Consider the following 25,574-nt stretch of genomic DNA (forward strand, 5'->3'; position numbering starts at 1 on the left):
ACAGCGCTTGTGCGCAATCTGTAACAAGGGTACTTTCGGCAAACCATGAATGTTCCCACGCCTGTTGTTTCCAAGGTAGACCTGCAAGGTCTGATCGATGCCATCGCACAGGCCAGTGCCGACGACAGCATGACCAACCCGCTGACCCAGGCGCAGTGGGACATCCTCTCGTCTTACCTTCTGCCCGTGGTCATGCCCGCCGGACAGGTGTTGTTCACGCAGGGCGCTACAGACCGCACCTTGTACCTGGTGGAAAGCGGCAGCCTGAGCGTGCACTACCAGGACGAAAAAGAGCGCTTGCGTCTGGCGATCGTCGGGGCAGGCTCCGTGGTGGGCGAAGGTGCGTTTTTCTCGCACCGCTCCCGTAGCGCCACCGTGCAGGCCAGCGCGCCCTGCAAGCTGTGGAGCCTGACCGCCATCCGCTTCACCGAACTTTCCATCCGCCAGCCTGCCATTGCGCTGGGCCTGGTGATGGCCGCTGGGGCGGTACTGGCCAAGCGGCTGGGCAATCGCCGCCGCCGCGTTGCGGCCACCTGACAGACCACCGATGTGGTGGTGGCCTGCGGGCTTTTGCGGGGCAAGAATGGGTGTACAGCAAGTTACACTCAATTTGGATTTTTCTGGCGCCGTCCCGTAGAAAGCAAGCCATGTCTCTGTTCAGTTGGTTTAGCCGCAAACCTGCTCCCCCCAAGCCCCGGCCCATGGCCGAACCGTCGGGCCTGTTGAATGCCGATGCCACGGTACCGCTCTCGCCAGGCCGCCAGGGCAAACCGCTGGTGGAGCCCCTGCCTCCCGAGCACGCCGCCAACCGCAAGAACGAACGCATGGAGCGCCGCGAGCTGCTCTACACGGTGGTCCGCGACGCGATGGTGCGGGCCGGTGTGCTGTCGGCCAGCTACAAGTTCAAGGTGCTGTCGCTGGACCAGCGTGGGCGCCAGTTTCTGGTCATGATGGACCTGGCGCGTGAATACGGTGGAGAAACTGTGCGCCTGTCCGAAATCGAGGCGCTGATTGCCCAGACGGCCAAAACCCGCTACGACATCCTGGTAACCGCCGTGTACTGGCGCATCAATGACCACGTGGCAGTGGGTATCCCCCAGAAGGGGGTTGCGCCCCAGGGGGCTTCCCTGCAGGCAGCACCACCGCTGGCCCGGCGGCCGGTTCCGGTGGCTACGGCACCCGCTCCGGTGGTGGCCACCCCGGCCCGCCCGGTGGCGCCCGTGCCGACAGCCGCCGCCACGGCCCCCGCGCCACTGCGCCCTCCCCTGGCTGCTCCGGCGGTTGCGCCTGCTGCGGCGCCCACTGCGCCCGCCGCCGCACCACGCCCAGCACCACGGTACGAACCCATCGAGGCGGACGAAGTGGCGGCGTTCAAGCGCGCCCTGGCCTCGGCGGCAGGCACCACCGCCGCAGTGCCGCTGGCAGCGGCAAAGCCCGGTGTGCCTGTGCGTTCGGGGCCTTTGCTGCCGCCTTCGCAGCCCACGGGGTTTGAAGACACCGAAATGCCCGGGTCCGATGGCCCCGCGCCGGACCTGAGCAGCACCCAGTACGGCGAGCTGAACTGACCTGACCCTGCGGGCCGCAGCTCGTCGGACTCTGGGCGGCCGTGATCAGTGGCCCTCGAAGTCCACCAGCGTGTACAGCGGCAGGCCGGATTCGCGCAGCCGTTTGGAGCCTCCCAGCTCGGGCAGGTCCACGATGGCGGCGCCCTCGGTCACCGTCGCGCCCAATTTCTCCAGCAGCTTGCGGCCCGCCATCATCGTGCCGCCCGTAGCAATGAGGTCATCGATCAGCAGCACGCGGTCGCCTGCCTTTACGGCGTCGGTGTGCAGCTCCACCGTGGCGCTGCCGTATTCAAGTTCATAGGTTTCCTCCACCGTGGTGAAGGGCAGCTTGCCCTTCTTGCGGATAGGCACAAAACCCACGTTGAGTTCATAGGCCACCACGGCACCCAGGATGAAGCCGCGTGCATCCAGCCCGGCCACCACATCCGGGCGCAGCGCCTTGTCCATGTAGCGGTGCACAAAGGCGTCGATCAGCACGCGGAACACCTTGGGGTCCTGCAGCAGCGGGGTGATGTCCCGGAACTGCACACCGGGCGCGGGCCAGTCGGGTACGGTGCGGATGTGCTGGCGGAGGTATTCGTTGACGCTGAGTGGCTGCATGGGGTCGAGGGGGTAAAGAAAGGCTGCACGCGCAAACGTGCGCAGGCCAAAGGCCGTTGTGGGGCAAAGTGTATCCAGCCGGGGGTGGGTGCCCTGGGGGTGTGCCCGGAGCGCTGCAAGCCCCCATAATGTTTCCGTGCTGTTACACCCTTGGTAACGCCCCCCGTTGGACCACTCCACAACGCCGATCGGCCATGCCCATCTCCATCCTGCTGATCGAAAGCGATCACCACCACGCGCAGGCGGTGGTGGATGCGCTCGCAGACCCCTGGTCCGGCTGGCGGGTGGATGTGGCTCAGTCGCTGGCGCAGGCCCGGGACCACCTGGAGCACAGCAGGCCGGACATTGTGCTGGCGGCGCAGCGCAGCGTCGATGGCTCGGCCTTTGACCTGCTGCGGCTGCTCGATGGCGTCCCGGCCATGATCATCGTGCGCAAGGGCGCCGAGACCCATGCGGCCCAGGCCCTGCGCCACGGCTTTGATGACTATGCTGTGCAGGACCCTGCGCTGGACTACCTGCTGACCCTGCCCGCGCAGATCGATGCGGTGCTGGAGCGCAGTTCCAGCGCCCGTGCCCGGCTGGTGGCAGAGGCCATGCTGACGCGCCAGCACCGGTTGCTGCAGGCGATATCGCTCGCGCAGGCCATGTTCATCGCCAGTTCGGGCCCGCGCGCCGCGTTCGAGGCCCTGCTCAAGGAGCTGATGTCGCTCACGCAAAGTGCCTTTGGCCTGGTGGGCCAGGTACAACGTGCCGCCGACGGGCATCCCTTCCTGCGGGTGCATGCGATGACGGACATCAGTTGGGACGAGGCCTCCCATGCCCTCTATGCCCAGCACGCAGAAGAAGGCATGGTGTTCGACAACCTGCAGTCCCTGGTGGGCGCGGCGCTGGTGTCGGGCGAGCCGGTGCTCACCAACGATGCAGGCCACGACACGCGCAGCGCGGGCACGCCCCCGGGCCATCCCCCGCTGCACACCTACCTGGGGCTGCCCATCCATGCGGCGGGCGAACTGGTGGCCATGGTGGGCCTGGCCAATCGGCCCGAGGGGTATTCGGCGGCAGACGTGCAGTTTCTCCAGCCCTTGCTCAACACCGTGGGCCAGCTGGAAATGGCCCGCCGAGCCGAGCTGGCGCGCAGCGCGGTTGAGGTGGAACTCGCGCGCACCAGCGCGTTGCTGGCGGAGAAGACGCGCGCCCTCGAAGGCACGCTGGCCAGCGTGTCGCAAGGCATTACCAACGTGGATGCGGAGGGACGTATCCGCGTCTACAACCGGCGCTATCTGGAGCTGCTCGACCTGCCCGAATCCCTGCTGGCCGCCCAGCCCAAAGTCGAGGACGTGGTGCGGTTTCAGACCGAACGGGGCGATTTCGGCACCGGATTTGAGCTGATAGAACCCACAGCGCGCAACTATGTGGCGTCGGAATATGCGGCCCACGGTGGCAAGCTCACCATGCCGGACACCTATGTGCGGCGCACCCACAACGGCCGCTACATCGAAGTGCGCACCCGGGCCCTGGAGCCAGGGGGGCGCGTGCGCACTTTCACGGACGTGACCGACTACCTGAGCACCCTGGAGGCCTTGCGCCTGAGCGAATCGCGCTGGCGCAGCCTCACCCACCTGTCCTCCGACTGGTACTGGGAGCAGGATGCGCAGTTCCGCTTTGTGCGCCTGGACGGCAACCCCTACAACGATGCCGGTGTACCCGACGAGATGCACTACGGGCGCACGCGCTGGGAGCTGCCCAATACCTTTGTGAGCGAGGGCCAATGGCTGGAGCACCGCAGGCAACTGGAGGCGCACGAGGTGTTCCACGACTTTGAAATGCAGCGCCTGACCGAAGACGGAAAGCCCGTGTGGGTCTCCATCAGCGGGGAGCCCATCTTTGATGGTGCCGGCCAGTTCACGGGCTACCGGGGCGTGGCGCGCGACATCACCGAACGCAAGCTGGCCGAGGCCGAGATCCAGCGCCTGGCCTTCTATGACGAACTCACCGGCCTTCCCAATCGGCGGCTGCTCATGGACCGGCTGGACCGCGCGGCCAACGCGTGTGCGCGGGAGGGATGCCACGGGGCTTTGCTGTTCCTGGACCTCGACAACTTCAAGGGCATCAACGACACCATGGGCCACGAGTGGGGAGACCGGCTGCTCGTGCAGGTGGGCGGGCGCATCGGCGCGTGCGTCCGCGCCACCGACACGGTGGCGCGTTTGGGTGGCGACGAGTTCGTGGTGGTGCTGCAGGGCCTCCACGCCGAGGTGGACGTTGCGGCCGCCGAAGCCGAGGCCGTGGCGCAAAAGGTGCTGGCGGCGCTGAACGAGCCCTACGTGGTGCAAAACAGCGAAGTGCACAGCACGCCCAGCATCGGCATTGCCCTTTTTCGCGGTGTGCAGCTGCCCGTGCAGGAGCTGCTCCAGCGCGCCGATCTGGCCATGTACCAGGCCAAGGCGCAGGGCCGCAACACGCTGTGTTTCTTTGACCCTGCCATGCAGGCGGCGGCGTCTGCGAGGTCGGCGCTGGAAGGCGACATGCGGCAGGGCATTCTGCGCAACGAGTTCCTGCTGCACTACCAGCCGGTGGTGGACGAGGCCGGCAAGGTGCTGGGGGCCGAGGCGCTGGTGCGCTGGAACCACCCGCAGCGCGGCATGGTGCCTCCCGGCGATTTCATCCCCCTGGCAGAGCAGACCGGACTGATCCTGGCGCTAGGGCGCCAGGTGCTGACCATGGCCTGCCGCCAGCTGGCGCTCTGGGCAACAGCGCCGCACACTGCGGACTGGACCGTGGCCGTGAACGTGAGCGCGCAGGAGTTTCGCCAACCCGGCTTTGCCGACGAAGTGCTCAGCGTGCTGCGCGATTGCGGGGCGGACCCGGCGCACCTCAAGCTCGAACTGACCGAAAGCCTGCTGCTGCATGACGTGGAAGACAGCATCCTCAAGATGCAGGCACTGCGCACGCTCGGCGTGGGCTTCTCGCTGGACGACTTTGGCACGGGCTATTCGAGCCTGAGCTACCTCAAGCGCCTGCCACTGGACCAGCTCAAGATCGACCAGAGCTTTGTGCGCGACGTGCTCACCGACCCCAACGACGCCACCATCGCCTGCACCATCATCACCCTGGCCCACAGCCTGGGTCTGGACGTGGTGGCCGAAGGGGTGGAAACCGAAGGGCAGCGCGCGTTCCTGCTGCGCAACGGTTGCCAGCAGTTCCAGGGCTATCTGTTCGGGCGGCCCGGGCCCGCCGAGCTTTTGTAGTTTGCTATTAAATGGATAGCTATTGACGCTTGGTAGATAAGCGCTAGAGCCATATTTAATTCAAATTTTGGCGCCAGCCTCAGCCACTGGCACGCACTAGGCGAGAGATGCCAAGCAAGGGCCGCCCCGCAGCGAGGGCATCGTCCCCCTTCCCGGAGCGCGTAGCGCGTAGCGCGTAGAGAGAAGGGGGAAGGCACGCAGTGCCTCAGGGGGATGTACCCTGCCTTTACCCCCGCAACAACTTGTCCTCCGCCAGCGCCAGCGCCGCCGGGTGTCCTGAGAGCACCAGCGTGTCGCCTTCGGCCAACTGTGCGTCGTCCTCCGCTGCGCTGATGTGGCCGTTGCCACGCCGCAGGTTCACCACCCGCACGCCCATGGCGGGCAGGGCCAGCTGGCCCAGGCTGCGGCCCAGGGCCGTGGAGCCGGGCGGCAGGTTGATGGTGGACAGGCGTTCTTGGTCGCGCTCGTTGGCCGTGTCGTCGTCGGCGCCGTGGAAGTAGCCGCGCAGCAGGTTGTAGCGCGCATCGCGCTGGTCCTGCACCAGGCGCAGCACGCGGCGCATGGGTACGCCCACCAGGGCCAGCGCGTGGCTGGCGAGCATGAGCGAGCCTTCGATGGCCTCGGGCACGACCTCGGTGGCGCCCGCCTCTTGCAGCTTGTCCAGGTGCAGGTCGTCCTGCGTGCGCACCACCACGGGCACCTGCGGTGCGTGCGAGCGCGCGTTGGCCAGCACCTTCAGGGCGGCCGGCACGTCGATGTAGGTGATCGCCACCGCGCTGGCACGCACCAGGCCAGCGGCCATCAGCGCCTGCAGGCGGGTGGCGTCGCCATACACCACCGAATCGCCCGCAGCGGCGGCCTGGCGCACACGGTCCGGGTCCAGGTCCAGCGCCATGTAGGGGATGCCTTCATGCTCCAGCATGCGCGCCAGGTTTTGTCCGCAGCGGCCGTAGCCGCAGATGATCACGTGTTTGCTGGTGTTGATGGATTTGCGCGCGATGGACGTCATCTGCAGCGACTGCTGCAGCCAGTCGCTGGCCACCAGCTTCATCACGATGCGGTTGCTGTACATGATGAGGAAGGGCGTCGCCAGCATGGACAGCACCATGGCCGCCAGGATGGGGTTCATCAGCGCGGGCTGCACCAGCCCGTTGGCCTGCGTGAGCGACAGCAGCACAAATCCGAACTCCCCCGCCTGGGCCAGGTAGAGCCCGGTGCGCAGGGCGACGCCCGTGGTGGCCCCCATGCTGCGGGCCAGCACCAGGATGATCCCCAGCTTGACCACCAGCGGCACCGTCAGCAGGGCCAGCACCAGCGCCCAGCGGTCCACCAGGATGTGCCAGTCCAGCATCATGCCGATGGTGATGAAAAACAGCCCCAGCAGCACGTCGTGAAACGGGCGGATGTCCGTGCCCACCTGGTGCTTGTACTCTGTCTCGGACACCAGCACGCCCGCGATGAAGGCGCCCAGCGCCAAGCTCAGCCCCGCCAGTTCGGTCAGCCAGGCCAGGCCCAGCGTGATCAGCAGCAGGTTGAGCATGAACAGCTCCTCGCTCTTGCGCCGCGCCACCAGCGTGAGCCACCAGCGCATGAACCGCTGCCCGCCCGTGAGCAGAATGCCCACCAGCACCGTGGCCTTGACCAGCGCCCACGCCAGCGCGGTCAGCAGCTGGTCTGACGAGGAACTCAGCGCGGGGATCAACACCAGCAGCGGCACCACGGCCAGATCCTGGAACAGCAGAATGCCCATCACGCGGCGGCCATGTTCGCTTTCGAGCTCGGCCCGCTCGGCCATGAGCTTGACCACAATGGCCGTGCTGCTCATCGCCATCACGCCCGAGAGCGCCAGCGCCGTCTGCCAGCCCATATCCCACACGCCGCCCACCCAGCGGGAGAGCACCAGTGCCGCGCCGGTGACCACCACCATCGTCAGCACCACCTGCATCAGCCCCAGGCCGAACACCTGGCGCCGCATGGCGCGCAGCTTGGGCAGGCTGAACTCCAGCCCGATGGCGAACATCAAGAACACCACGCCAAACTCGCCCAGGTGCCGCACCCCTTCCGAGTTCTGCGTCAGCGCCAGCGCATGGGGGCCAATGAGCACCCCCGCAGCCAGGTAGCCGAGCATGGGTGGCAGCTTGAGGCTGCGGCAGACCACAACACCCAGCACTGCGGCCAACAGGTAAAGCAAGGTGAGGGCGAGTGAGGACATGGTTCGATGCTATCCGAGCCTTCCTGCGGCCCTCGGTGTTTTCTGTCCGAAGCAGGGTCCATGCCAGAGCCAGGGCAAAAAATCTGCCACCCGCGCAGGCATGCCCGGTCGATAGAATCCACCGGATGATCCCTGTGCCCGCCACGCTGCCCCCTTTTGACGCCGAACAGGCCCTGCGCCTGGCCCGCGAGACCTTTGACATTGAGGCGGCGGCGCTGACCGGGCTGGCGGCCCGCGTCGATGGCGTGTTTGCCGAGGCTGTGTTGATGGTGCTGCAGGCCCGTGGCCGTGTGGTGGTGATGGGCATGGGCAAAAGCGGCCACGTGGGCCGCAAGATTGCAGCCACGCTGGCATCTACGGGCACGCCGGCGTTTTTTGTGCACCCGGCCGAGGCCAGCCACGGCGATCTGGGCATGGTCACGGGCGACGACCTGGTCCTGGCGATCTCCAACAGTGGCGAAAGTGGTGAACTGACGGCCATCCTGCCCGTGCTCAAGCGCCTGGGCGCCCCGCTGATCGCGATGACCGGCGGGCTGCAGTCCACGCTCGCCCGCCATGCCGACCTGGTGCTCGACTGCAGCGTGGAGCGTGAGGCCTGTCCCCTGAACCTGGCCCCCACCGCCAGCACCACAGCCCAGCTGGCCATGGGTGACGCGCTGGCCGTAGCCCTGCTCGACGCCCGGGGCTTCCGCCCTGAAGACTTTGCCCGTTCGCACCCTGGCGGTGCGCTGGGGCGCAAGCTGCTCACCCATGTGAGCGATGTCATGCGCACCGGCAGCGAGGTGCCGCGTGTGGCGCCCGACGCCTCCTTCAGCGACCTTATGCGCGAAATGAGTGCCAAGGGCCTGGGCGCCTCGGCCATCGTGGATGCCGCCGGCCAGGTGCTGGGGATCTTCACCGACGGCGACCTGCGCCGCCGCATCGAGGCCGGGGCCGACCTGCGCACGGCCACGGCGGGCCAGGTCATGCACCCCCACCCGCGCCGCATTGCCCCGGATGCCCTTGCGGTGGACGCCGCCGAAATGATGGAGGCGCATGCCATCACCAGCGTGCTGGTGGTGGACGCCGCTGGCCTGCTGACGGGCGTGGTACACATCGGCGACCTGATGCGAGCCAAAGTCATATGACCTCACTTCATATGACCCCCCTGAGTCGCTGCGCGCCTTCCCCCTTAGGGGACGCACCCGGTGGCCCGGCGAAGCCGGTTCCACGGGTGCACTGGTCTTGGCTGTGCCCGTTCGATCTGCATGCCTCTTATTGAAATGACCCTGCCCGTGCTGCAATTTCCCCCCGAGCTGCTGCTGCGCGCCCAGAGCGTGCGTATCGCTTTCTTTGATGTCGATGGCGTTCTGACCGATGGCGGCCTGTATTTCAGCGAATCGGGCGAAACGCTCAAGCGCTTCAATACGCTGGACGGGCATGGGCTCAAGCTGCTGCAAAAGGCAGGCATCACGCCTGCGGTCATCACGGGCCGCGACTCCGCACCGCTGCGCGTGCGCCTGAAGGCGCTGGGGGTCGAACACGCGGTGTTCGGCACCGAAGACAAACGCCCCGCCGCTGAGCAGATGCTGGCCACGCTGGGGCTGGACTGGTCCCAGGCTGCTGCGATGGGTGACGACTGGCCCGACCTGCCGGTGATGCGCCGCAGTGCTTTCGCGTGCGCCCCGGCCAACGCCCAGGCCGAAGTGCGCCACGCCGCCCATTTTGTGACGCAGGCCCGGGGCGGCGATGGTGCCGCGCGCGAACTGTGTGATCTGCTGCTGGTGGCCTCGGGCCGTTATGCCGCACTGCTGGCGGAGTACACCGCATGAACCGGGGTTTTCTGCGCTCTTTCCCCACCTGCCAGGTTGTCGTGCCTAGCCCGGAGGCAACACCGTGATGCGCAACTGGGTCCGCCAGGGCTGGGAACAGTTCTCGCTCTATCTGCCCGTCGTGCTCATGGGGCTGCTGGCGCTGGGCACCTGGTGGCTGGTGCGCAACGCGCCCATGCCCCTGCTGCCTGCCATCGAGCGCCAACAAGGCAACCAGCCCGACTATTTCATGAAGTCGTTCTCGGTAAAAAGCTTTGACGCGAGCGGGCGCCTGCAAAGCGAAGTGCAGGGCGAAGAAGCGCGGCACTACCCCGACTCCGACACGCTGGAGATCGACAAAGCGCGCATGCGCTCGGTGACGCCGCAGGGCCGCCTCACCGTGGCCACGGCAGACCGCGCCCTGACCAACGCCGATGGTTCGGAGGTGCAGCTGTTTGGAAATGCCATCGTCACGCGCGAGCCCCTGCCCGCCAAGCCTGGGTCACCCGCCCAGCCTCGGCTGGAGTTCCGCAGCGAATTCCTGCACGCCTACACCAACACCGAGCGCGTGCGTTCCGACAAGCCCGTCACCCTCACGCGCGGCAATGATCGCTTCACGGCCGACGGCATGGACTACGACAACCTCGACCAGGTGCTGCAGCTGCGCGGACGTGTGCGTGGCGTGCTCCAGCCCGGCGCGGCCAAACCCTAGTACGCGTTGCCCACGTCCCGAACCTGCATGACCACTCCCCTTGTCTTCATCACCGGCGCGTCCAGCGGCATCGGCCAGGCCCTGGCCCTGCGCTTTCACCGGTCGGGCTACCGCCTGGCCCTGGTGGCGCGCCGCACTTCTGAGGTCAAAACATGGGCTAGGGCTCAAGGAATAAGCGCTGACAGCTACGAAATTTATAGTGCAGATGTAGCCGTGACCGACAGCATCGTTGCTGCGGGCCGCGATTGCATCGCACGCCAAGGGGTGCCTGACGTGGTCATTGCCAATGCGGGCATCAGTGTGGGCATGGACACGGCAGTGCGCGACGACATCGACGTGATGGCACGCACCTTTGCCACCAACAACATCGGCGTGGCGGCCACCTTCCATCCCTTTGCGGACGCGATGGCGCAGCGTGGCAGCGGCACGCTGGTGGGCATCGGCAGCGTGGCAGGCATCCGTGGCCTGCCCGGGCATGGTGCGTATTGCGCCAGCAAGGCGGCCGTCATCAGCTACTGCGAGAGCCTGCGCGGGGAGATGCGCCCCCACGGAGTGCGTGTGGTCACCATTTCTCCGGGCTACATCGACACGCCGCTCACCCGCCAGAACCGCTACAGCATGCCGTTTCTGATGCAGGCCGATGATTTTGCGGACCGTGCCTTCCGGGCCATCACGGCCGGTGTCAGCTACCGGGTCATCCCCTGGCAAATGGGGGTGGTTGCCAAGTTGCTGCGCATGGTGCCGAACGTGCTGTTCGACAAGCTGCTGGCCGGGCGCCCGCGCAAGCGGCGGCAGAGCGAGCAGTAGCTCCTAGGTCCACCGGAGGTGGTTTTTGGCCGCCGGTTCGGGGCGGTCCTGGCTGCGATAGAAGCAAGACGTGGCGGTCGTGCATGAAAAAAGCCCCCGAGGGGGCTTTCAGAGAAACGTCACTGGCCTGCTTCAGTAGCCGTTGCCACCACCACCACCATAGCCGCCACCACCGCCGTTGCGGCCACCGCCGCCACCGCCGTTGCGGGAGCCAGAGCCGTAGGGGCTGCGGAATCCGCCTTCGCTGCGGCCACCGCCACCACCGCCGCCGTAACCGCCGCCACCCTCGCGGCCGCCGCCATAGCCACCACCGCCTTCACGGCCACCGCCGTAACCGCCGCCACCACTGCGACCACCGCCGCCGTAACCGCCGCCACCGCCGCCAAATCCGCCACTGCGGGGTGGGCGGGGCTCCATGGGGCGTGCTTCGTTCACGACGATGCTGCGGCCACCCAGTGGCTGGCCATTCATGCCATTGATGGCGGCCTGGGCTTCCGCGTCACTGCCCATTTCCACGAAACCAAAGCCCTTGGAGCGGCCTGTGTCGCGCTCCATCATGACCTTGGCGCTGGTCACTGCGCCGAATTGGCCAAAGGCCTGTTCGAGATCGCTGTCGCGCACCGAGTACGGCAGGTTGCCGACGTACAGTTTGTTGCCCATTGAGGGACTCCTCAAAAACACATGGAAAAAGCGATGGAGTCCCGAAAACGCAGCCAGCTAATCTCAATGACGCTCTCAGCGCGAAACTGACGGATCACCGCAAACTTTAAGCGGGGGAAACCCCGCTGGCTCATTATGCGCCACACTTTTGCGGAAAAAGCAAGCGGCAATGCCGACTGTGGTGGCGATGCCGCGCAGGCATGAAAAAAGGAGCCCAGGGGCTCCTTTGTTTTGCCTTTGGCAGACCGCAAAGGTCTGCCAGCAAGGTCTTTTTAGTAGCTGCTACGGCCACCGCCGTAACCACCACCACCGCCGCCGCCGCTACGGCCACCGCCGTAACCGCCGCCGCCACCACCGCCGTAGCCGCCGCCACCACCGTTGCCGCCGCCGAAGCCGCCGCTACGGGGAGCGCGGGGCTCCATGGGACGGGCTTCGTTGACCACGAGGTCACGGCCACCGAAATTGGTGCCATGCACGCCTTGGATGGCGGCTTGGGCTTCAGCATCGCTGCCCATTTCGACAAAGCCGAAACCCTTGGAGCGGCCGGTGTCGCGCTCCATCATGACCTTGGCGCTGCCGACCGAGCCGTACTGGCTGAAGGTCTGTTGCAGATCTTCGTCGCGGAAAGAGTAGGGCAGGTTGCCCACGTAAAGTTTGTTGCCCATGAAGGACTCCTGAAAAAACACAAAAACGCGATGGAGTCCGACGCAATCAACAAACCTGTGACGACTTCAAAGACGCGAAACTGACCATTCACCGCTAAGCTAACTGCTTTCCTGCAAGCAGAAAAGCGAACCCATTATTAATCACTTTATGAGGCGTGTGGGGTTTATTTCTGGATCAAGCCATCCATCCTGCACAAATTTGTGGGTATTTTGGAGCGTGCAACGGTGGTTTTCAGGGGAAACCCGCAGGGTCTGAACAGCCACCCGAACCTGGCCCGTCGCCACCTTTCGGCAACCACCCGCCAGTTTTCCCTGTCGGAAGCAGGGTAAAATCCGCGAGTCTTTGGGGAGTAGCCCGCCCGGCCGCGCAATGCGCCGGGGGCATGCGTCAACACACTTGGGTTCTTCGAAACCTATGGCGTATGCGGCTTTTGAGCTGGGCGAGACCATTGACTGCAAACCGATCCACATGGCCGGAGTCGGGGTGCAGTCAATGCGTTTTCCACCCATCCGGCCGGATAGGACCCCCTCCCCCATGGAAGCCTTCTTCATTTCTACCGCCATCGTCGCGCTCGCCGAGATGGGCGACAAGACGCAGCTGCTCGCGCTCGTGCTGGCCGCACGTTTTCGCAAACCCTGGCCGATCGTGCTTGGCATCCTGGTGGCGACCCTGGTGAATCACGGCCTGGCCGGGGCTTTGGGTGCCTGGGTGACCACGTTCCTCGGCCCCCAGGTACTGCGCTGGATCCTGGGTGCATCGTTCATCGCCATGGCGGTGTGGATGCTGATCCCCGACAAGCTGGACGAAGGCGAAGCCGACGGATCGCCACGCTGGGGGGTGTTTGGCACCACCGTGGTTGCATTCTTCCTGGCCGAAATGGGCGACAAGACCCAGATCGCCACCGTCATGCTGGCCGCGCAGTACAACGCCTACCTGTGGGTGGTGGCGGGCACCACGCTCGGCATGATGATCGCCAACGCGCCGGTGGTATGGCTGGGCGAGCGCATCACTCGCCGCGTGCCCATTCGCGCCGTCCATGTGGTCTCGGCGGTGATTTTTCTGGTGCTGGGGCTGGTGGCGATCTTCACGCCCGCCGGGTGAGCAGCAGCGGCCGTTTTGGTATATTTGCCAGACGCGCCGATTTGCCACAGCTTGCGGGCGCTTTATAAATCCTGCTAAAGACCCGTCCGACACATCCGCCCGGCCTCGTTTTTAGCGACGCCGGGTTTTTTTATGTCGTTTTTTGCCACGCCCCAGTCCATGCATTTTCCGGAGGTGCTCCCGCTGCAAAGCGGTGCGTCCATCCGCGACTACCACCTGGCCTACGAGACCTACGGCACGCTCAATGCCGACCGCTCGAACGCCGTGCTCGTGTGCCACGCCCTCAATGCCTCGCACCACGTCGCGGGCGTCTACGCCGGGCAGGACAAGAGCGAGGGCTGGTGGGACAACATGATCGGCCCCGGCAAGCCCGTGGACACCGACCGCTTCTTCGTGATCGGCGTGAACAACCTGGGCTCCTGCTTTGGCTCCACCGGCCCCATGCACAACCATCCCGATACGGGCGAGGTCTACGGCGCGGACTTCCCCGTGGTCACGGTGGAAGACTGGGTCAACGCCCAGGCGCGGTTGCTCGACCGTCTGGGCATCCAGCAACTGGCCGCCGTGCTGGGCGGCAGCCTGGGCGGCATGCAGGCATTGAGCTGGACGCTGCAGTACCCCGAATGCATGCGCCACGCGGTGGTGGTGGCCAGCGCGCCCAACCTCACGGCCGAGAACATCGCTTTCAACGAAGTGGCGCGCCGCGCCATCGTGACCGACCCGGACTTCCACGGCGGCCACTTCTACCGCCATGGCGTGATCCCCAAGCGTGGCCTGCGCATCGCCCGCATGATCGGCCACATCACCTACCTCAGCGACGACGTGATGAATGAGAAGTTCGGACGTCAGCTGCGTGAAGGCATCGACCTGAAATACAGCACGCAGGACATCGAGTTCCAGATTGAAAGCTACCTGCGCTACCAGGGCGACAAGTTCAGCGACTACTTCGACGCCAACACCTATTTGCTCATCACCCGCGCGCTCGACTACTTCGACCCCGCGCGCACCCATGGCGGCAACCTCACCCGGGCGCTGGCGCGCGCTACCGCACGCTTCCTGCTGGTGAGCTTCACCACTGACTGGCGCTTCTCGCCCAAGCGCAGCCGTGAGATCGTGAAGGCCCTGCTCGACAACCGCCGCTGCGTGAGCTACGCCGAGATCGACGCGCCCCACGGGCACGATGCCTTTTTGCTCGATGACGCCCGGTACATGGGCGTCATGCGCTCTTACTTTGATAGCATTGCCAAGGAGTTGCAACCATGACCGAAAAAGCGGCGATGCAAGCCTTGGCGCGCCTGGTGCCCCCCGGCTCGCGCGTGCTCGACCTGGGCTGTGGCAACGGCGCCATGCTCGACTACCTGCAGCGCGAGCGCGGCTGCAGTGGCTATGGCGTGGAGATCGACGACGCCAACGTGCTGGCCTGCGTGCAGCGCGGTGTGGATGTGATCCAGCTCAACCTCGACGAGGGGCTGGCCATGTTCGACGACAACAGCTTTGACGTGGTGCTGCAGATCGACACGCTGCAGCACTTGCGCAATGCCGAAACCATGCTGCGCGAGACGGCGCGCGTGGGCCGCACGGGTGTGGTGGCCTTCCCTAACTTCGCGCACTGGCCCAACCGCCTGTCCATCCTGCGCGGGCGCATGCCCGTGACGCGGCGCCTGCCCTACCAGTGGTACGACACGCCCAACATCCGCGTGGGTACCTACAAAGACTTCGAAGTGCTGGCCACCAAGAACAGCCTGCGCATCCTCGACTCCTTCGGGCTGCAGGACGGGCAAGAGGTGCGTTGGCTGCCCAATGCACGCGCGGGCACGGCCGTTTTTCACTTCGAACACGCGTAGGCCTCCTCGCGACACGACGCTGTCAACCGCATCGGCTAAGGTGCGGGCTCCGTTTGTAGGAGACCCGCATGAAACGCATTGCACTGCGCGCCGTGACTGCCGCCGCGCTGCTCACCACCTGGGCGCTGGGCGCCGTGGCCCAGGCCTGGCCACCCACCCCCACCGTCATTGCCCACCGGGGCGCCTCGGCGCTGCGGCCAGAGCACACGCTGGCCGCCTACCAGCAGGCCATTGACGACGGCGCCGACATCATCGAGCCCGACCTCGTCATCACCAAGGACGGCGTGCTGGTGGCCCGGCACGAGAACGCCATTGCCATCCTGGGCGCCGATGGCTCTGTGAAGGAAGCCACCACCGACGTGGTGGACCGCCCCGAGTTCGCCGCGCGCAAGTCCACCAAGACCATCGACGGCCAAGCCATCACCGGCTGGTTCACCGAAGACTTCACGCTGGCCGAGCTCAAAACCCTGCGCGCCCGCGAGCGCATCCCTGCACAGCGCCCGGCCAACGTGGCCTACAACGGTCGGTTCGAGGTGCCCACGTTGCAGGAGGTGATCGACCTGGCCAAGGCGGCCACGGCCAAGACGGGCAGGACCATCGGCATCTACCCCGAGACCAAACACCCCACCTACTTCCAGTCCATCGGCCTGCCGCTGGAGGCGCCGCTGCTGGCCGTGCTGGAGAAAAACGGCTGGAACCACAAGGACGCGCCCGTGTTCGTGCAGTCGTTCGAGGTCAGCAACCTGCAGGCGATCCGCAAGCTCAGCAGCGTGCGCCTAGTGCAGCTGGTGGCGCCCTCGGGCCGGCCCTATGACTTTGTAGCCCAGGGCGCGGCCAACACGCGCGCTTATGCCGACCTCATCACGCCCGAGGGCCTCAAGCAGGTGGCCACCTATGCCAATGCCATCGGCCCCTTCAAGACCCTGGTGATGCCGGTCAAGGACGGCATTCCCGGCGAGCCCACGACGCTGGTGGCGCGCGCCCGCGCCGAAGGCCTGGGCGTACACATCTGGACGCTGCGGCCCGAAAACGCCTTTCTGCCCGCCGGGCTGAAAAAGGCGCCCGCCACCGATGGCACCGTGCGCGGCGACAGCGTGGGCGAGATCACGGCCTATCTGCGCGCAGGCATCGATGGCTTCTTCACCGATGACCCGGCCGTGGGCCGAGCTGCCGTTCAAGCATTCACGGCGACGAAGTGACGGGTGCCGGGCGCGGCTTACCCGGCGCGGAGCGTGCCCCCTGGCGCAACCCCAGTTGCCGCGCCTTTTCCACCCACTGCGCCAGCCGCTCGGTGCTGGCGCTGCGCACCGGGCCAAAGCTGTGCACCTGCACGGGGCTGATGCCGCAGAACTCCAGGATGGCCTTCTTCATCTGGTGGTGCCCCGGCATGCGCGTGACCCAGCGAAAGTACCAGGGCGGCGAGTCCATGGTCACCAGCAGCTCGGCCGACCGGCCGGCCAGCAGCTTGTCCCACAGCGATGAGCCTTTGCGGTACTTGAAGGCGTAACCCGGCAGCAGCACACGGTCGATAAAACCCTTGAGCAGCGCGGGCATGGCGCCCCACCAGATGGGGTAGACCCAGACCAGGTGATGGGCCCAAGTGATGTCGGTCTGCGCGGCCAGCAGGTCGGGCTCCAGCGGCTGGGCGGCGCCGTAGCCCTGAAACAGCGGGTTGAAGGCGAGCTGCCCCACGTCCAGAAACCGCACCTGCGCCCCTGCGCGCCTGGCGCCGTCGGCATAGGCACGTGCCATGCCTGCGCACAGGCTCTCGGCGGTGGGGTGGCCCAGGATGACCAGAATGTTTTGTTGCTCTGCCACAGACGCTCCATCACGGTGTTGTTGATGGCGCCATGGTCACCCTGCCCCACGGGGCAGAGTCAAGCGGTCAGGTCAAGTCGCGGTGAATCTCGCAGCGCCCGCCTTGGTAGCTGCACCAAATTGCGCGGGGTTGTGCGCTGGAGGTGCCACCGCCAGTGTGGAGGGCGCAGCGCAGGCTTCGGGTGCCACGGGCACGGCCAGCGTGTCGCAGGTGTGCAGCTCGGCTTCCAACAGCGCCAGCTGCGCGTCCAGCGCTGACAGGCGCGCCAGCTCCTGCGCCACGGCGGCCCGCCGCCCGGCCACCAGCTGGGCCATGCGTTCCCAGCCTGCAGCGGTGTCGATGTGGGGCAGGCCATCCAGCTCCGACAGCCGAAAACCCAGCGCCTGGGCCTGGCGGATCAGCAACACGCGGGCTACATCGGCCTCGCCATAGTGGCGGTAGCTGCCTGCACGCGCCACCGTGCCCAGCAGGCCCCGGGCCTCGTACAGCCGGATGGCCTTGGGCGTGGTGCCGGTGCGTTGGGCGAGTTCTCCGATGCGCATTGGGTGTCCTGGTAGGAGAGCAAAATACTATCAAATTAATAGCTACTGGCGCTTACCCATTAAGCGCTAGGTGACAATTTTGCTCATATTTTTCATGGGTGGAGCCTGGTTGAGGCTTGTCAAGGGCTGCTGGCCCCGATGCTGCACGATAAGCTGCTGCGCTCTGATTCCACCTTCCGCCCGCGCCCGCCATGCCCCAGTTTGCCGCCAACCTGAGCCTGATGTACACCGAGCTGCCGTTTCTGGACCGTTTTGCCGCTGCGGCGCGCGACCGGTTCACGGCGGTGGAGTTCTTGTTTCCCTATGCCTTCGAGCCCGTCGAGGTGGCGGCCCGGCTTGCGGACAACGGCTTGCAGCTGGTGCTGTTCAATGCCCCGCCTGGCGGCACCGACCGCAGCCGCATGGCGGCGGCGTGGGACCAGAACGCGCGCGGCACCGCAGCGCTGCCTGGGCATGAGGCCGAGTTCCGCGCGGGCGTGCAAGAAGCCCTGCGCTATGCCGAGGTGCTGGGCTGCCCGCGCATCCACGTGCTCTCGGGCATCGTGCCGCCCGGCGTGGAGCGCGAATCCCTCAAGGACCTGTGCGTTGGCAATCTGCGCTGGGCGGCGGCCGAGGCTGCGCGTGCGGGGTGCGACATCCTCATCGAGCCCATCAACCTGCGCGACATGCCGCGCTACTTTCTGAACCGGCAGGATCACGCGCACGAGCTGCTCGATGCGGCGCAGGCCCCCAACCTCAAGGTGCTGATGGACCTCTACCACTGCCAGATCGTGGAAGGTGACGTGGCCACCAAGCTGCACCAGTACCTGCCCACGGGCCGGGTGGCGCATGTTCAGATTGCCGGTGTGCCCGGGCGCCACGAGCCTAACCGGGGGGAGCTGAACTACCCCTTTCTCTTCGACACCATCGACGCGTTGGGCTACGGCGGCTGGGTCGGCTGCGAATACCGGCCCGCAGCGGGCACCTCGCAAGGCCTGGGCTGGATGACTGGGAATATCCGCTGAGTCGCTTTGCGCCTTCCCCCTACGCCTTCGTTGTAGGGCGGTACTTGCTCGGCGTCCTCGGCTTGGGCAGTGCCAGTTTCGCAGGCCATGACTCACACATCGGCGGCGTTGAGGTACGCAGCTTTGCGTAAGGGAATGCGTGAATAAATGTAACAAGCCTCTGGACGTAGAGTGACCGCAGACCGGCGACAGCCGGCTTTGGGCTTTCAATCTCCAGGAGACACACTGCATGGCTGCTTCCCTTGCCAACAACCGTTCCGTCGCGCGCCAGGTCACGCTGACCGCCATTGCGCTGGTGGCCCTGGTGCTGGTGCTGGTGGGGCTGGCCATTGCCGTGCTGACCGAGCGCAGCACCCGCGCCCTGGTCGCCTCCAGTGTGGGCGACACCGCGCAGAGCGTGGCCCAGTCGCTGGACGCGGCCGACAACACCAACCGCGAGCTGGTGCAGCTGACCATGAAGGGCTTCCAGCGCTACTTCGAGGCCACCATGCAGCTCGACGAGGCCACGGGCGAGCTGCGCAGCTACGGTGCGCTGGTCAACGAGGACTATGGCTCGGTCGATAAATTCGCCAGCGAGACCGGCGGCATCGCCACCGTGTTCGCCAAGAAGGGCGATGACTTCGTGCGCATCACCACCTCGGTCAAGAACGAACAGGGCGCGCGCCAGCAGGGCACGCCGCTGGGCAAGGACGACCCGGCCTATGCCACCGTGGCCAAAGGCGAGCCCTACACCGGCGTCACCGTGGTGGGCGGCAAGCCCTTCATGGGCCACTACCTGCCCGCCAAGGATGCATCGGGCAAGGTGATTGCGCTGCTGTTCATCGGCAACGATATCAGCGTGTTCCACGCCATGCTGCAAAAGCAGGTAGCGCAGACAAAATTCTTCGAGCATGGCGGCACGTACGTGATCAACCCCGGCACCTCGCTCGACAAGGCGGTGTTCGTGTACCACCCCACCGCACGCGGCAAGCGTGTGCTGGAAGCCTACCCCCAGGCCCGCCCGTTTTTTGAAGCCTTGGCCGCATCGCCCGATGGCTTTGTTCGTGAAGCCGCCCCCGTGTTGGGCGCAGGCGCCGAAGACCCCTGGGCCCTGGTGCGCAAAACCGGCGGCGGCTGGTGGGTGGTGGCCGAGGTGGCCGATGGCGAGGCCATGGCCAGCCAGCGCCGCGTCACGCTCGCCGTGTGGGGGTTGATGGCCGTGGCCGTGGTGCTGCTGGCCATCGGCCTGTTCCTCATGCTGCGCCGGGGCGTAAGCCGCCCGCTGCAGGACCTGACCCAGGCCATCACCCTGGTAGCGCAGGGCGACCTGACCGAAGAATTCCGCACCACGCGGCGCGACGAAATCGGCGCGCTGGTGCAGGAGGTGGAAGGCATGCGCCAGCGCTACACGCAGATGCTGCAGCAGGTGCGCACGGCGGTGGACAGCATCACCACCGCCAGCGCCGAGATCGCCAGCGGCAACCAGGACCTGTCGGCCCGCACCGAGGCCACGGCCAGCAGCCTCGCGCAGACCGCGCAGAGCATGGAGCACCTCACCTCCACCGTGCGCCAGTCGGCCGACGCCGCGCGCCAGGCCAACCAGCTGGCCAGCACCGCCGCCGCCGTGGCCGCACGCGGTGGCCAGGTGGTGGGCGAGGTGGTCACCACCATGGGCGACATCAACCAAAGCTCGCGCAAGATTGCCGACATCATCGGCGTGATCGATTCCATTGCGTTCCAGACCAACATCCTGGCATTGAACGCAGCGGTGGAAGCCGCCCGCGCAGGTGAACAAGGCCGGGGCTTTGCCGTGGTGGCCAGCGAGGTCCGCAGTCTGGCAGGGCGCAGTGCCGAGGCCGCGCGCGAGATCAAGGCGCTCATTGGCGCCTCGGTGGAGCGGGTGGAATCGGGCGCACGCCTGGTGCAGAACGCGGGCACCACCATGGACGAGATCGTGGGCTCGGTCAAACGCGTGGGCGACATCATTGGAGAGATCACAGCGGCATCGAGCGAGCAGTCCGACGGCATCGGCCAGGTCAACACTGCCGTGAACCAACTGGACCAGATGACACAGCAGAACGCTGCCCTGGTGGAGGAATCCGCCGCCGCAGCCCAAAGCCTGCGGGAGCAGGCCTCCCGCCTGGCGGGGGCGGTGCAGGTGTTCAAGCTCTCGCGGACCGAGGGCGCGGCCGGTGGCGGTATCGGCTACACCCAGCGCGCGGCCCTGGCCGCGCCCATGGCACAAACGGGCGAGGGCGAGGCGGTGCACGCCCCCGGCAGTGGCGCGCGCGCACCCGCCCAGTTGCAATAGCCCACTGCACCCGACCAATCGGCTGTGCGGCGGGGGCGCGTGGTCATCTGGCGGTTTGCGGTCTGCAGACCTTCGTTTATGCTGATCTGAAACCCCCCACCACACCGCCCACCCCCATCCATGGCCGCCCACGTTCCCACCATGCTGGTCATGATCATCGTGAGTTCGCTCATGATGGCCGCCTCCATGGCTGTGGTGGGCTGGGGGCGTCGGCGCGATGGCCTGGGGCGGTGGGCGGCCGCCCTGATGGTCAATGCCGTCGGGCATTTGCTGATCATGCTGCGGGGCCTGGTGCCGGATGTGGTGTCCATCGTGCTGGGCAACCTGCTGCTGTCCTGCGTGTTTGTGGGGATGATCGCCGCGATCTACCAGTTCCAGGGGCGCCCGCCACGGTGGCTGCTGCTGCTCACACCGTCGGCGCTGGTCACGTGTTTTGTCATCGTGTTTATCGACAACTTTCCGGCGCGCGCGAGTTTTGTGGGCCTGGTCATCGGGCTGCAGGCCGTGTGGGCTCTGGTAGCGGCCCTGGAGCGCCGCCATGCCACCGTGGGGCGCGGGCAGTGGCTGCTGGTGGCCGGGCTGGGCCTTGAGGCGCTGGTGCTGGGCGGCCGCGCGTTGCTGGCATTGGGCGAAAGCCAGACGGCCACCAGCATCCTCCAGGGCAGCCTGCTGCAGACGCTGACCTTCATGGCCACGTTTTCTGTGGTGCTCATCAGCTCCATGGGATTTGTGTTCATGTCACGCGACCGTGCCGACGAGAACAACCGCATCATGGCGGCGCTGGATCCGCTTACCGGCGTGGCCAACCGCCGCTCGCTGATCGCGGCGCTGGACCGCGACGTCTCGCGCGCCGTGCGCTCGCGCGAATCCATCGCGCTCATGATGGTGGACATCGACCACTTCAAGCGGGTCAACGACCGCTACGGGCACCCCGCCGGTGACCAGGTGCTGTGCAGCGTGGTCAATGTGCTGAGCGAGCGCGTGCGGGCGCAGGACCTGGTGGGCCGCTACGGGGGTGAGGAATTCATGGTGGTGCTGCCCGACACCACGTTGCTGGGGGCCGAGCAGCTGGCGCGAGAACTGTGCAAGGCGGTGGAGGAATCGCGCTGCCGCATCCGCGCAGTGGGCGGAGCCGCGCCAGATGCAACCACCGACGCGGCCCTGGGCATTGCCGTCACGGTCAGCATTGGCGTCTTTGGCGGCCGGCTGGAGCCCGGCGACAGCTGGGACATGCTGATCGCCGCAGCCGACCGTGCGCTCTACCAGGCCAAGGAAAACGGCCGCAACCGGGTGGAGGTGTCCACCAGCCTGCGGCGCCCCGCCTCCCTGGCGGCGGCACAGGCCAATCCCGACACGCATCCTGTTTCTCGGTATTGACCCCAAGAGGGACGCGGGACGGGCCACGCTGGGCGCACCACCCGAAGAAGAGCTGCGCCCCCTGCCACAGCGCTGCCAGACTATGTCGCGGGTGTATGGATACCTGCCATGGCGCCCGCACAGGCGTTGTGTTGGAATGCTGGTTTCGGTCCACAAGATCCGCCGTATTCAGGAGAGCTGCCCATGAACGCCCGAGTCCCCCCCCACGCCCTGCAACCCGCCCTGGCCCTCGAACGGGTCAGCCAAGCCTGGGACAACGACATTGTTCGCCAGCTCACCGACTACATCGCCATCCCCGCCAAGTCGCCCATGTTCTCGCCCGATTGGGCCGAGCAGGGCCTGCTCGACACCGTGGTGCGCAACGCCGCCGCGTGGGTCGAGTCGCAGAAGGTTGAAGGCCTCACGCTCGAAATCGTGCGCCTCCCAGGCCGCACCCCCGTGCTGTTCTTTGAAATCGACGCCACCCAGGCCGGCGCCACCGATACCGTGCTCATGTACGGCCACCTCGACAAGCAACCCGAGTTCAGCGGCTGGCGCAACGACCTCGGCCCTTGGACGCCCAAATACGAAGACGGCAAGCTCTATGGCCGCGGCGGTGCCGACGACGGCTACGCGGTCTACGCCAGCATCGCGGCCGTGCAGGAGCTCAAGCGCCAGAACGTGCCCCACCCGCGCATCGTGGGCCTGATCGAGACCTGCGAGGAAAGCGGCTCGCGCGACCTGCTGCCCTACATCGACGCCCTCAAGCCCCGTATGGGCAACGTGGCACTGGTGGTGTGCCTGGACTCGGGCGCCGGCAACTACGACCAGCTGTGGCTCACCACCAGCCTGCGCGGCATGGCCACCGGCACGCTCAAGGTCGAGATCCTCACCGAAGGCATCCACTCCGGTGACGCCTCGGGCCTGGTGCCTTCGTCGTTCCGCATCATGCGGCAGGTGCTCGACCGGCTCGAAGACAGTGCCACCGGCCGTCTCCTGCCCCAGAGCTTTCATTGCGAAGTGCCTGCCGACCGCCTGGCCCAGGCCCGCGCCACGGCGGGCATCCTGGGCGAAGAGGTGTACAAGCGCTTCCCCTGGGCGCACTACGACTGCGGCGGCTCCACCACCTTTGCATTGCCCACCACCACCGACCCGCTGCAGGCCCTGCTCAAGCGCACCTGGGAGCCCACGCTGAGCGTGACCGGCGCCGAAGGCTTCCCGGCCCTGCAGGACGCAGGCAATGTGCTGCGCCCCTACACCGCCTTCAAGCTCAGCCTGCGCCTGCCGCCCCTGGTAGATGCCGCCCAGGCTGTGCAGGAACTCAAGGCCTTGCTGGAAGACAACGCGCCCTACCAGGCCAAGGTCACCTTCCAGAGCATGAGCGGCGCCACAGGCTGGAATGCCCCCGCCACCACGCCCTGGTTCGAGCAGGCGCTCAACGCCGCCTCGCAGGCCCACTTTGGTGCGCCCTGCGGCTACATCGGCCAGGGCGGCACCATCCCGCTCATGAACATGCTCAGCGAAGGCTTCCCCACCGCGCAAATGATGGTGTGTGGTGTGCTCGGCCCCAAGAGCAACGCCCACGGCCCCAACGAGTTCCTGCATGTGCCCTACGCCAAAAAGCTCACCGCCGCCGTGGCGCAGGTGATTGCAGGCATGGCGGAAAGCTCGGGTACAACCCCCTGAGTCGCTGCGCGTCTTCCCCCTTCTCTCGAAGTCGCTGCGTGACTTCGGGAAGGGGGACGATGCCCTCGCTGCGGGGCGGCCCTTGCTCGGCATCCCCCGTGTTGCGCCCCGCCTGATCCGCGTTCTGCTCCCCTGTCCGTGCCAGCCCTTTCGCCATGACCCTCGACGCCGACGAACTCGCTCCCTCCACCCTCACCACCTTCACCGCCAGCGACGGCGAAAACCTGGCTGTGCAGGACTGGCCCCTGCCCGAGGGCGAGCCCTGCCGGGGCACCGTGCTGCTGGTGCATGGCCTGGGCGAACATGTGGGTCGCTATGACGCGGTGGCCCGCCGCCTCAACGACTGGGGTTTTGCCGTGCGGGGTTACGACCAGTATGGTCACGGCGAATCTGGTGGGCCACGTGGCGGCCTCACTTCGGACCTGCGCCTGCTGGATGACCTGGCCGACCTGGTGGACGCCACGCGCGCCCGCATGCCCGCAGGCCAGCCCCTCGTGCTGATGGGCCACAGCATGGGCGGGCTTGTGGCTTCGCGTTTTGTGTCGTTGAAGATACGGCCTGTGGACGCCCTGGTGTTGTCATCCCCCGCGCTGGATGCGGGCCTGGGCGCCGTGCAAAAGCTGCTGCTGGCCGCGCTGCCGCGCATCGCACCCAACCTGCGCGTGGGCAATGGGCTCGATGCGCAGTACCTCTCGCACGACCCGGCCGTGGTCGCGGCCTACCTGGCCGACCCGCTGTGCCACGACCGCATCAGCGCCCGCCTGGCCCGCTTCATCGCCAACGGCGGCGCCGCCACCGTGGCCCGCGCCGCGCACTGGAGCGTGCCCACGCTGCTGATGTGGGCGGGCAGCGACAAGCTGGTCCACCCTGCGGGCAGCCGTGCCTTTGCGGCCGCAGCCCCCAAGGCCGTCGTGCATGCACACTGCTTTGAACCCCTGTTCCACGAGCTGTTCAATGAAAGCCCGGAACTGGCCGAGCCGGTGTTCGACCTGCTGCAGCAGTGGCTGGTGCGGCGCTGTCCGGCAGTGAGGTAGCCGGGTCGTCGCGGTTACCCAAAATTTCAAGCCAAAATGGCCGCCAGCGCTTATCTATCAAGCGCTAGAGGCTATCATTTTTGTAACAATCCGCCCAGCATTCCGAACAGGTCGTTCGAGGTGCCAAACCCGCCCTGCGGCGCCTCGCCGCGCGGGCTGAGCTGGTCGATCAGGCCCGGCAGTACCTGGGCCAGCTGGCCTGCTGCCGCGCCGGGGCCTACGCCCAGTTGCGACGCGATCTGCGACAGCGGGCCGCTGCCCAGCACGCTGGACAACTGTTCGCCTGAGATCGCCTGGTTCGGCCCCGCGCTCAGCCAGGACGCAATCACATTGCCCAGCCCCGCCTGCTGAAACTTGGCCATCAACCCCGGCAGACCACCCACCGGGCCGTCGTTGCTGATCAGGGACATCACGGCCTGCACCAACTGCGGGTTCTGCGCAGCCAGGCTGATCAGTCCTCCCAGGCCACCACCGGCCCCACCCGCCGCAGCGGCGCCACTGCCGCCTTGCGACGCGTTGTTGATGACGGCACCCAGAACGGAATCGAGCAAACCCATGGTGTTCTCCTGCAGAGGGATGAAGGGCGGCAGTGTGCCAGCCCGGACGGAACCGCCCATGGTACGCACCTCGGCGGCGCC

General features: G+C 66.6%; 23 protein-coding genes and 1 riboswitch. Of the genes, 16 read left to right on the plus strand and 7 right to left on the minus strand.

Features of this window, described 5'->3' with window-relative positions:
* Positions 1 to 45 precede the first annotated feature (45 nt).
* Both ACQ4MJ_RS21745 and ACQ4MJ_RS21750 read left to right on the plus strand, forming a co-directional pair.
* Positions 46 to 537 (plus strand): Crp/Fnr family transcriptional regulator, encoded by a 492-nt coding sequence (locus ACQ4MJ_RS21745; RefSeq protein WP_055401233.1) that lies wholly within the window; start codon positions 46 to 48, stop codon positions 535 to 537.
* Positions 538 to 647: 110 nt separating this feature from the next.
* Positions 648 to 1,565: a hypothetical protein gene (locus tag ACQ4MJ_RS21750; protein ID WP_055401235.1), complete on the plus strand. Its 918-nt coding sequence runs from the start codon at positions 648 to 650 to the stop codon at positions 1,563 to 1,565.
* Between the two features lie 45 nt (positions 1,566 to 1,610).
* Here the strand turns inward: ACQ4MJ_RS21750 and ACQ4MJ_RS21755 are convergent, their stop codons facing one another.
* Positions 1,611 to 2,165, minus strand: a complete 555-nt coding sequence (locus ACQ4MJ_RS21755; protein ID WP_121421703.1) for an adenine phosphoribosyltransferase — start codon at positions 2,163 to 2,165, stop codon at positions 1,611 to 1,613.
* 194 nt (positions 2,166 to 2,359) lie between these two features.
* On the opposite strand from ACQ4MJ_RS21755, the gene ACQ4MJ_RS21760 reads away from it, so the two are divergent.
* Positions 2,360 to 5,413, plus strand: coding sequence for an EAL domain-containing protein (locus ACQ4MJ_RS21760; RefSeq protein ID WP_431151299.1), 3,054 nt, complete (start codon positions 2,360 to 2,362; stop codon positions 5,411 to 5,413).
* Between the two features lie 226 nt (positions 5,414 to 5,639).
* On the opposite strand, the gene ACQ4MJ_RS21765 is transcribed toward ACQ4MJ_RS21760, so the two are convergent.
* Positions 5,640 to 7,625 (minus strand): monovalent cation:proton antiporter family protein, encoded by a 1,986-nt coding sequence (locus ACQ4MJ_RS21765; protein ID WP_055401241.1) that lies wholly within the window; start codon positions 7,623 to 7,625, stop codon positions 5,640 to 5,642.
* A gap of 125 nt (positions 7,626 to 7,750) precedes the next feature.
* On the opposite strand from ACQ4MJ_RS21765, the gene ACQ4MJ_RS21770 reads away from it, so the two are divergent.
* The 4 genes from ACQ4MJ_RS21770 to ACQ4MJ_RS21785 all read left to right on the plus strand — a co-directional run bounded on the left by ACQ4MJ_RS21770 (position 7,751) and on the right by ACQ4MJ_RS21785 (position 10,934).
* Entirely contained in the window at positions 7,751 to 8,752 is a 1,002-nt protein-coding gene (locus tag ACQ4MJ_RS21770) for a KpsF/GutQ family sugar-phosphate isomerase (protein ID WP_431151298.1), read from the plus strand.
* 120 nt (positions 8,753 to 8,872) lie between these two features.
* Positions 8,873 to 9,436 carry a KdsC family phosphatase gene (locus ACQ4MJ_RS21775; RefSeq protein ID WP_121508088.1) on the plus strand — a complete coding sequence of 188 codons (564 nt, stop codon included), beginning with the start codon at positions 8,873 to 8,875 and terminating at the stop codon, positions 9,434 to 9,436.
* Positions 9,437 to 9,503: 67 nt separating this feature from the next.
* Positions 9,504 to 10,127, plus strand: coding sequence for an LPS export ABC transporter periplasmic protein LptC (lptC, locus tag ACQ4MJ_RS21780; protein WP_121421699.1), 624 nt, complete (start codon positions 9,504 to 9,506; stop codon positions 10,125 to 10,127).
* 27 nt (positions 10,128 to 10,154) lie between these two features.
* A complete protein-coding gene (locus ACQ4MJ_RS21785) occupies positions 10,155 to 10,934 on the plus strand; it encodes an SDR family oxidoreductase (protein ID WP_431151297.1) in 780 nt (259 codons plus the stop codon).
* Between the two features lie 132 nt (positions 10,935 to 11,066).
* Here ACQ4MJ_RS21785 and ACQ4MJ_RS21790 read toward each other — a convergent pair whose 3' ends face one another.
* On the minus strand, positions 11,067 to 11,594 hold the full coding sequence (locus ACQ4MJ_RS21790; protein ID WP_431151296.1) for an RNA recognition motif domain-containing protein: 528 nt from the start codon (positions 11,592 to 11,594) through the stop codon (positions 11,067 to 11,069).
* 272 nt (positions 11,595 to 11,866) lie between these two features.
* Positions 11,867 to 12,259, minus strand: coding sequence for an RNA recognition motif domain-containing protein (locus tag ACQ4MJ_RS21795; RefSeq protein WP_100408622.1), 393 nt, complete (start codon positions 12,257 to 12,259; stop codon positions 11,867 to 11,869).
* Between the two features lie 333 nt (positions 12,260 to 12,592).
* Positions 12,593 to 12,785, plus strand: a riboswitch (yybP-ykoY riboswitch).
* Between the two features lie 9 nt (positions 12,786 to 12,794).
* Between ACQ4MJ_RS21795 and ACQ4MJ_RS21800 the strand changes: the two genes are divergently transcribed.
* From ACQ4MJ_RS21800 to ACQ4MJ_RS21815, 4 genes are all read left to right on the plus strand, one after another.
* Entirely contained in the window at positions 12,795 to 13,361 is a 567-nt protein-coding gene (locus ACQ4MJ_RS21800; RefSeq protein ID WP_121421696.1) for a TMEM165/GDT1 family protein, read from the plus strand.
* Positions 13,362 to 13,493: 132 nt separating this feature from the next.
* Positions 13,494 to 14,624, plus strand: a complete 1,131-nt coding sequence (gene metX, locus ACQ4MJ_RS21805; RefSeq protein ID WP_431151295.1) for a homoserine O-succinyltransferase MetX — start codon at positions 13,494 to 13,496, stop codon at positions 14,622 to 14,624.
* The gene (metW, locus tag ACQ4MJ_RS21810; RefSeq protein ID WP_108498592.1) at positions 14,621 to 15,205 is read left to right on the plus strand and encodes a methionine biosynthesis protein MetW; all 585 of its coding nucleotides are present in this window, start codon (positions 14,621 to 14,623) and stop codon (positions 15,203 to 15,205) included. Before metX ends, metW begins: the two co-directional genes overlap by 4 nt.
* Positions 15,206 to 15,273: 68 nt before the next feature.
* On the plus strand, positions 15,274 to 16,404 hold the full coding sequence (locus ACQ4MJ_RS21815) for a glycerophosphodiester phosphodiesterase (protein WP_431151294.1): 1,131 nt from the start codon (positions 15,274 to 15,276) through the stop codon (positions 16,402 to 16,404).
* Here the strand turns inward: ACQ4MJ_RS21815 and ACQ4MJ_RS21820 are convergent.
* Both ACQ4MJ_RS21820 and ACQ4MJ_RS21825 read right to left on the minus strand, forming a co-directional pair.
* Entirely contained in the window at positions 16,388 to 17,023 is a 636-nt protein-coding gene (locus tag ACQ4MJ_RS21820) for an NAD(P)H-dependent oxidoreductase (protein WP_431151293.1), read from the minus strand. The genes ACQ4MJ_RS21815 and ACQ4MJ_RS21820 overlap by 17 nt on opposite strands.
* A 72-nt stretch (positions 17,024 to 17,095) precedes the next feature.
* A complete protein-coding gene (locus tag ACQ4MJ_RS21825) occupies positions 17,096 to 17,566 on the minus strand; it encodes a MerR family transcriptional regulator (protein WP_431151292.1) in 471 nt (156 codons plus the stop codon).
* 191 nt (positions 17,567 to 17,757) lie between these two features.
* Here ACQ4MJ_RS21825 and otnI point away from each other — a divergent pair, with 191 nt between their 5' ends.
* The 5 genes from otnI to ACQ4MJ_RS21850 all read left to right on the plus strand — a co-directional run bounded on the left by otnI (position 17,758) and on the right by ACQ4MJ_RS21850 (position 24,936).
* The gene (otnI, locus tag ACQ4MJ_RS21830) at positions 17,758 to 18,570 is read left to right on the plus strand and encodes a 2-oxo-tetronate isomerase (RefSeq protein ID WP_431151291.1); all 813 of its coding nucleotides are present in this window, start codon (positions 17,758 to 17,760) and stop codon (positions 18,568 to 18,570) included.
* 229 nt (positions 18,571 to 18,799) lie between these two features.
* A complete protein-coding gene (locus tag ACQ4MJ_RS21835; protein WP_431151290.1) occupies positions 18,800 to 20,860 on the plus strand; it encodes a methyl-accepting chemotaxis protein in 2,061 nt (686 codons plus the stop codon).
* Between the two features lie 120 nt (positions 20,861 to 20,980).
* Entirely contained in the window at positions 20,981 to 22,237 is a 1,257-nt protein-coding gene (locus tag ACQ4MJ_RS21840) for a GGDEF domain-containing protein (protein WP_121421690.1), read from the plus strand.
* A gap of 183 nt (positions 22,238 to 22,420) precedes the next feature.
* A complete protein-coding gene (locus ACQ4MJ_RS21845) occupies positions 22,421 to 23,902 on the plus strand; it encodes a M20 family metallopeptidase (RefSeq protein ID WP_431151289.1) in 1,482 nt (493 codons plus the stop codon).
* Positions 23,903 to 24,057: 155 nt separating this feature from the next.
* Positions 24,058 to 24,936, plus strand: coding sequence for a lysophospholipase (locus ACQ4MJ_RS21850; protein WP_431151288.1), 879 nt, complete (start codon positions 24,058 to 24,060; stop codon positions 24,934 to 24,936).
* 74 nt (positions 24,937 to 25,010) lie between these two features.
* Here the strand turns inward: ACQ4MJ_RS21850 and ACQ4MJ_RS21855 are convergent, their stop codons facing one another.
* On the minus strand, positions 25,011 to 25,493 hold the full coding sequence (locus tag ACQ4MJ_RS21855; protein ID WP_431151287.1) for a YidB family protein: 483 nt from the start codon (positions 25,491 to 25,493) through the stop codon (positions 25,011 to 25,013).
* Positions 25,494 to 25,574 lie beyond the last annotated feature (81 nt).

The sequence above is a fragment of the Acidovorax facilis genome (genome assembly GCF_050626955.1).
Taxonomy (GTDB): Bacteria; Pseudomonadota; Gammaproteobacteria; order Burkholderiales; family Burkholderiaceae_C; genus Acidovorax; species Acidovorax facilis.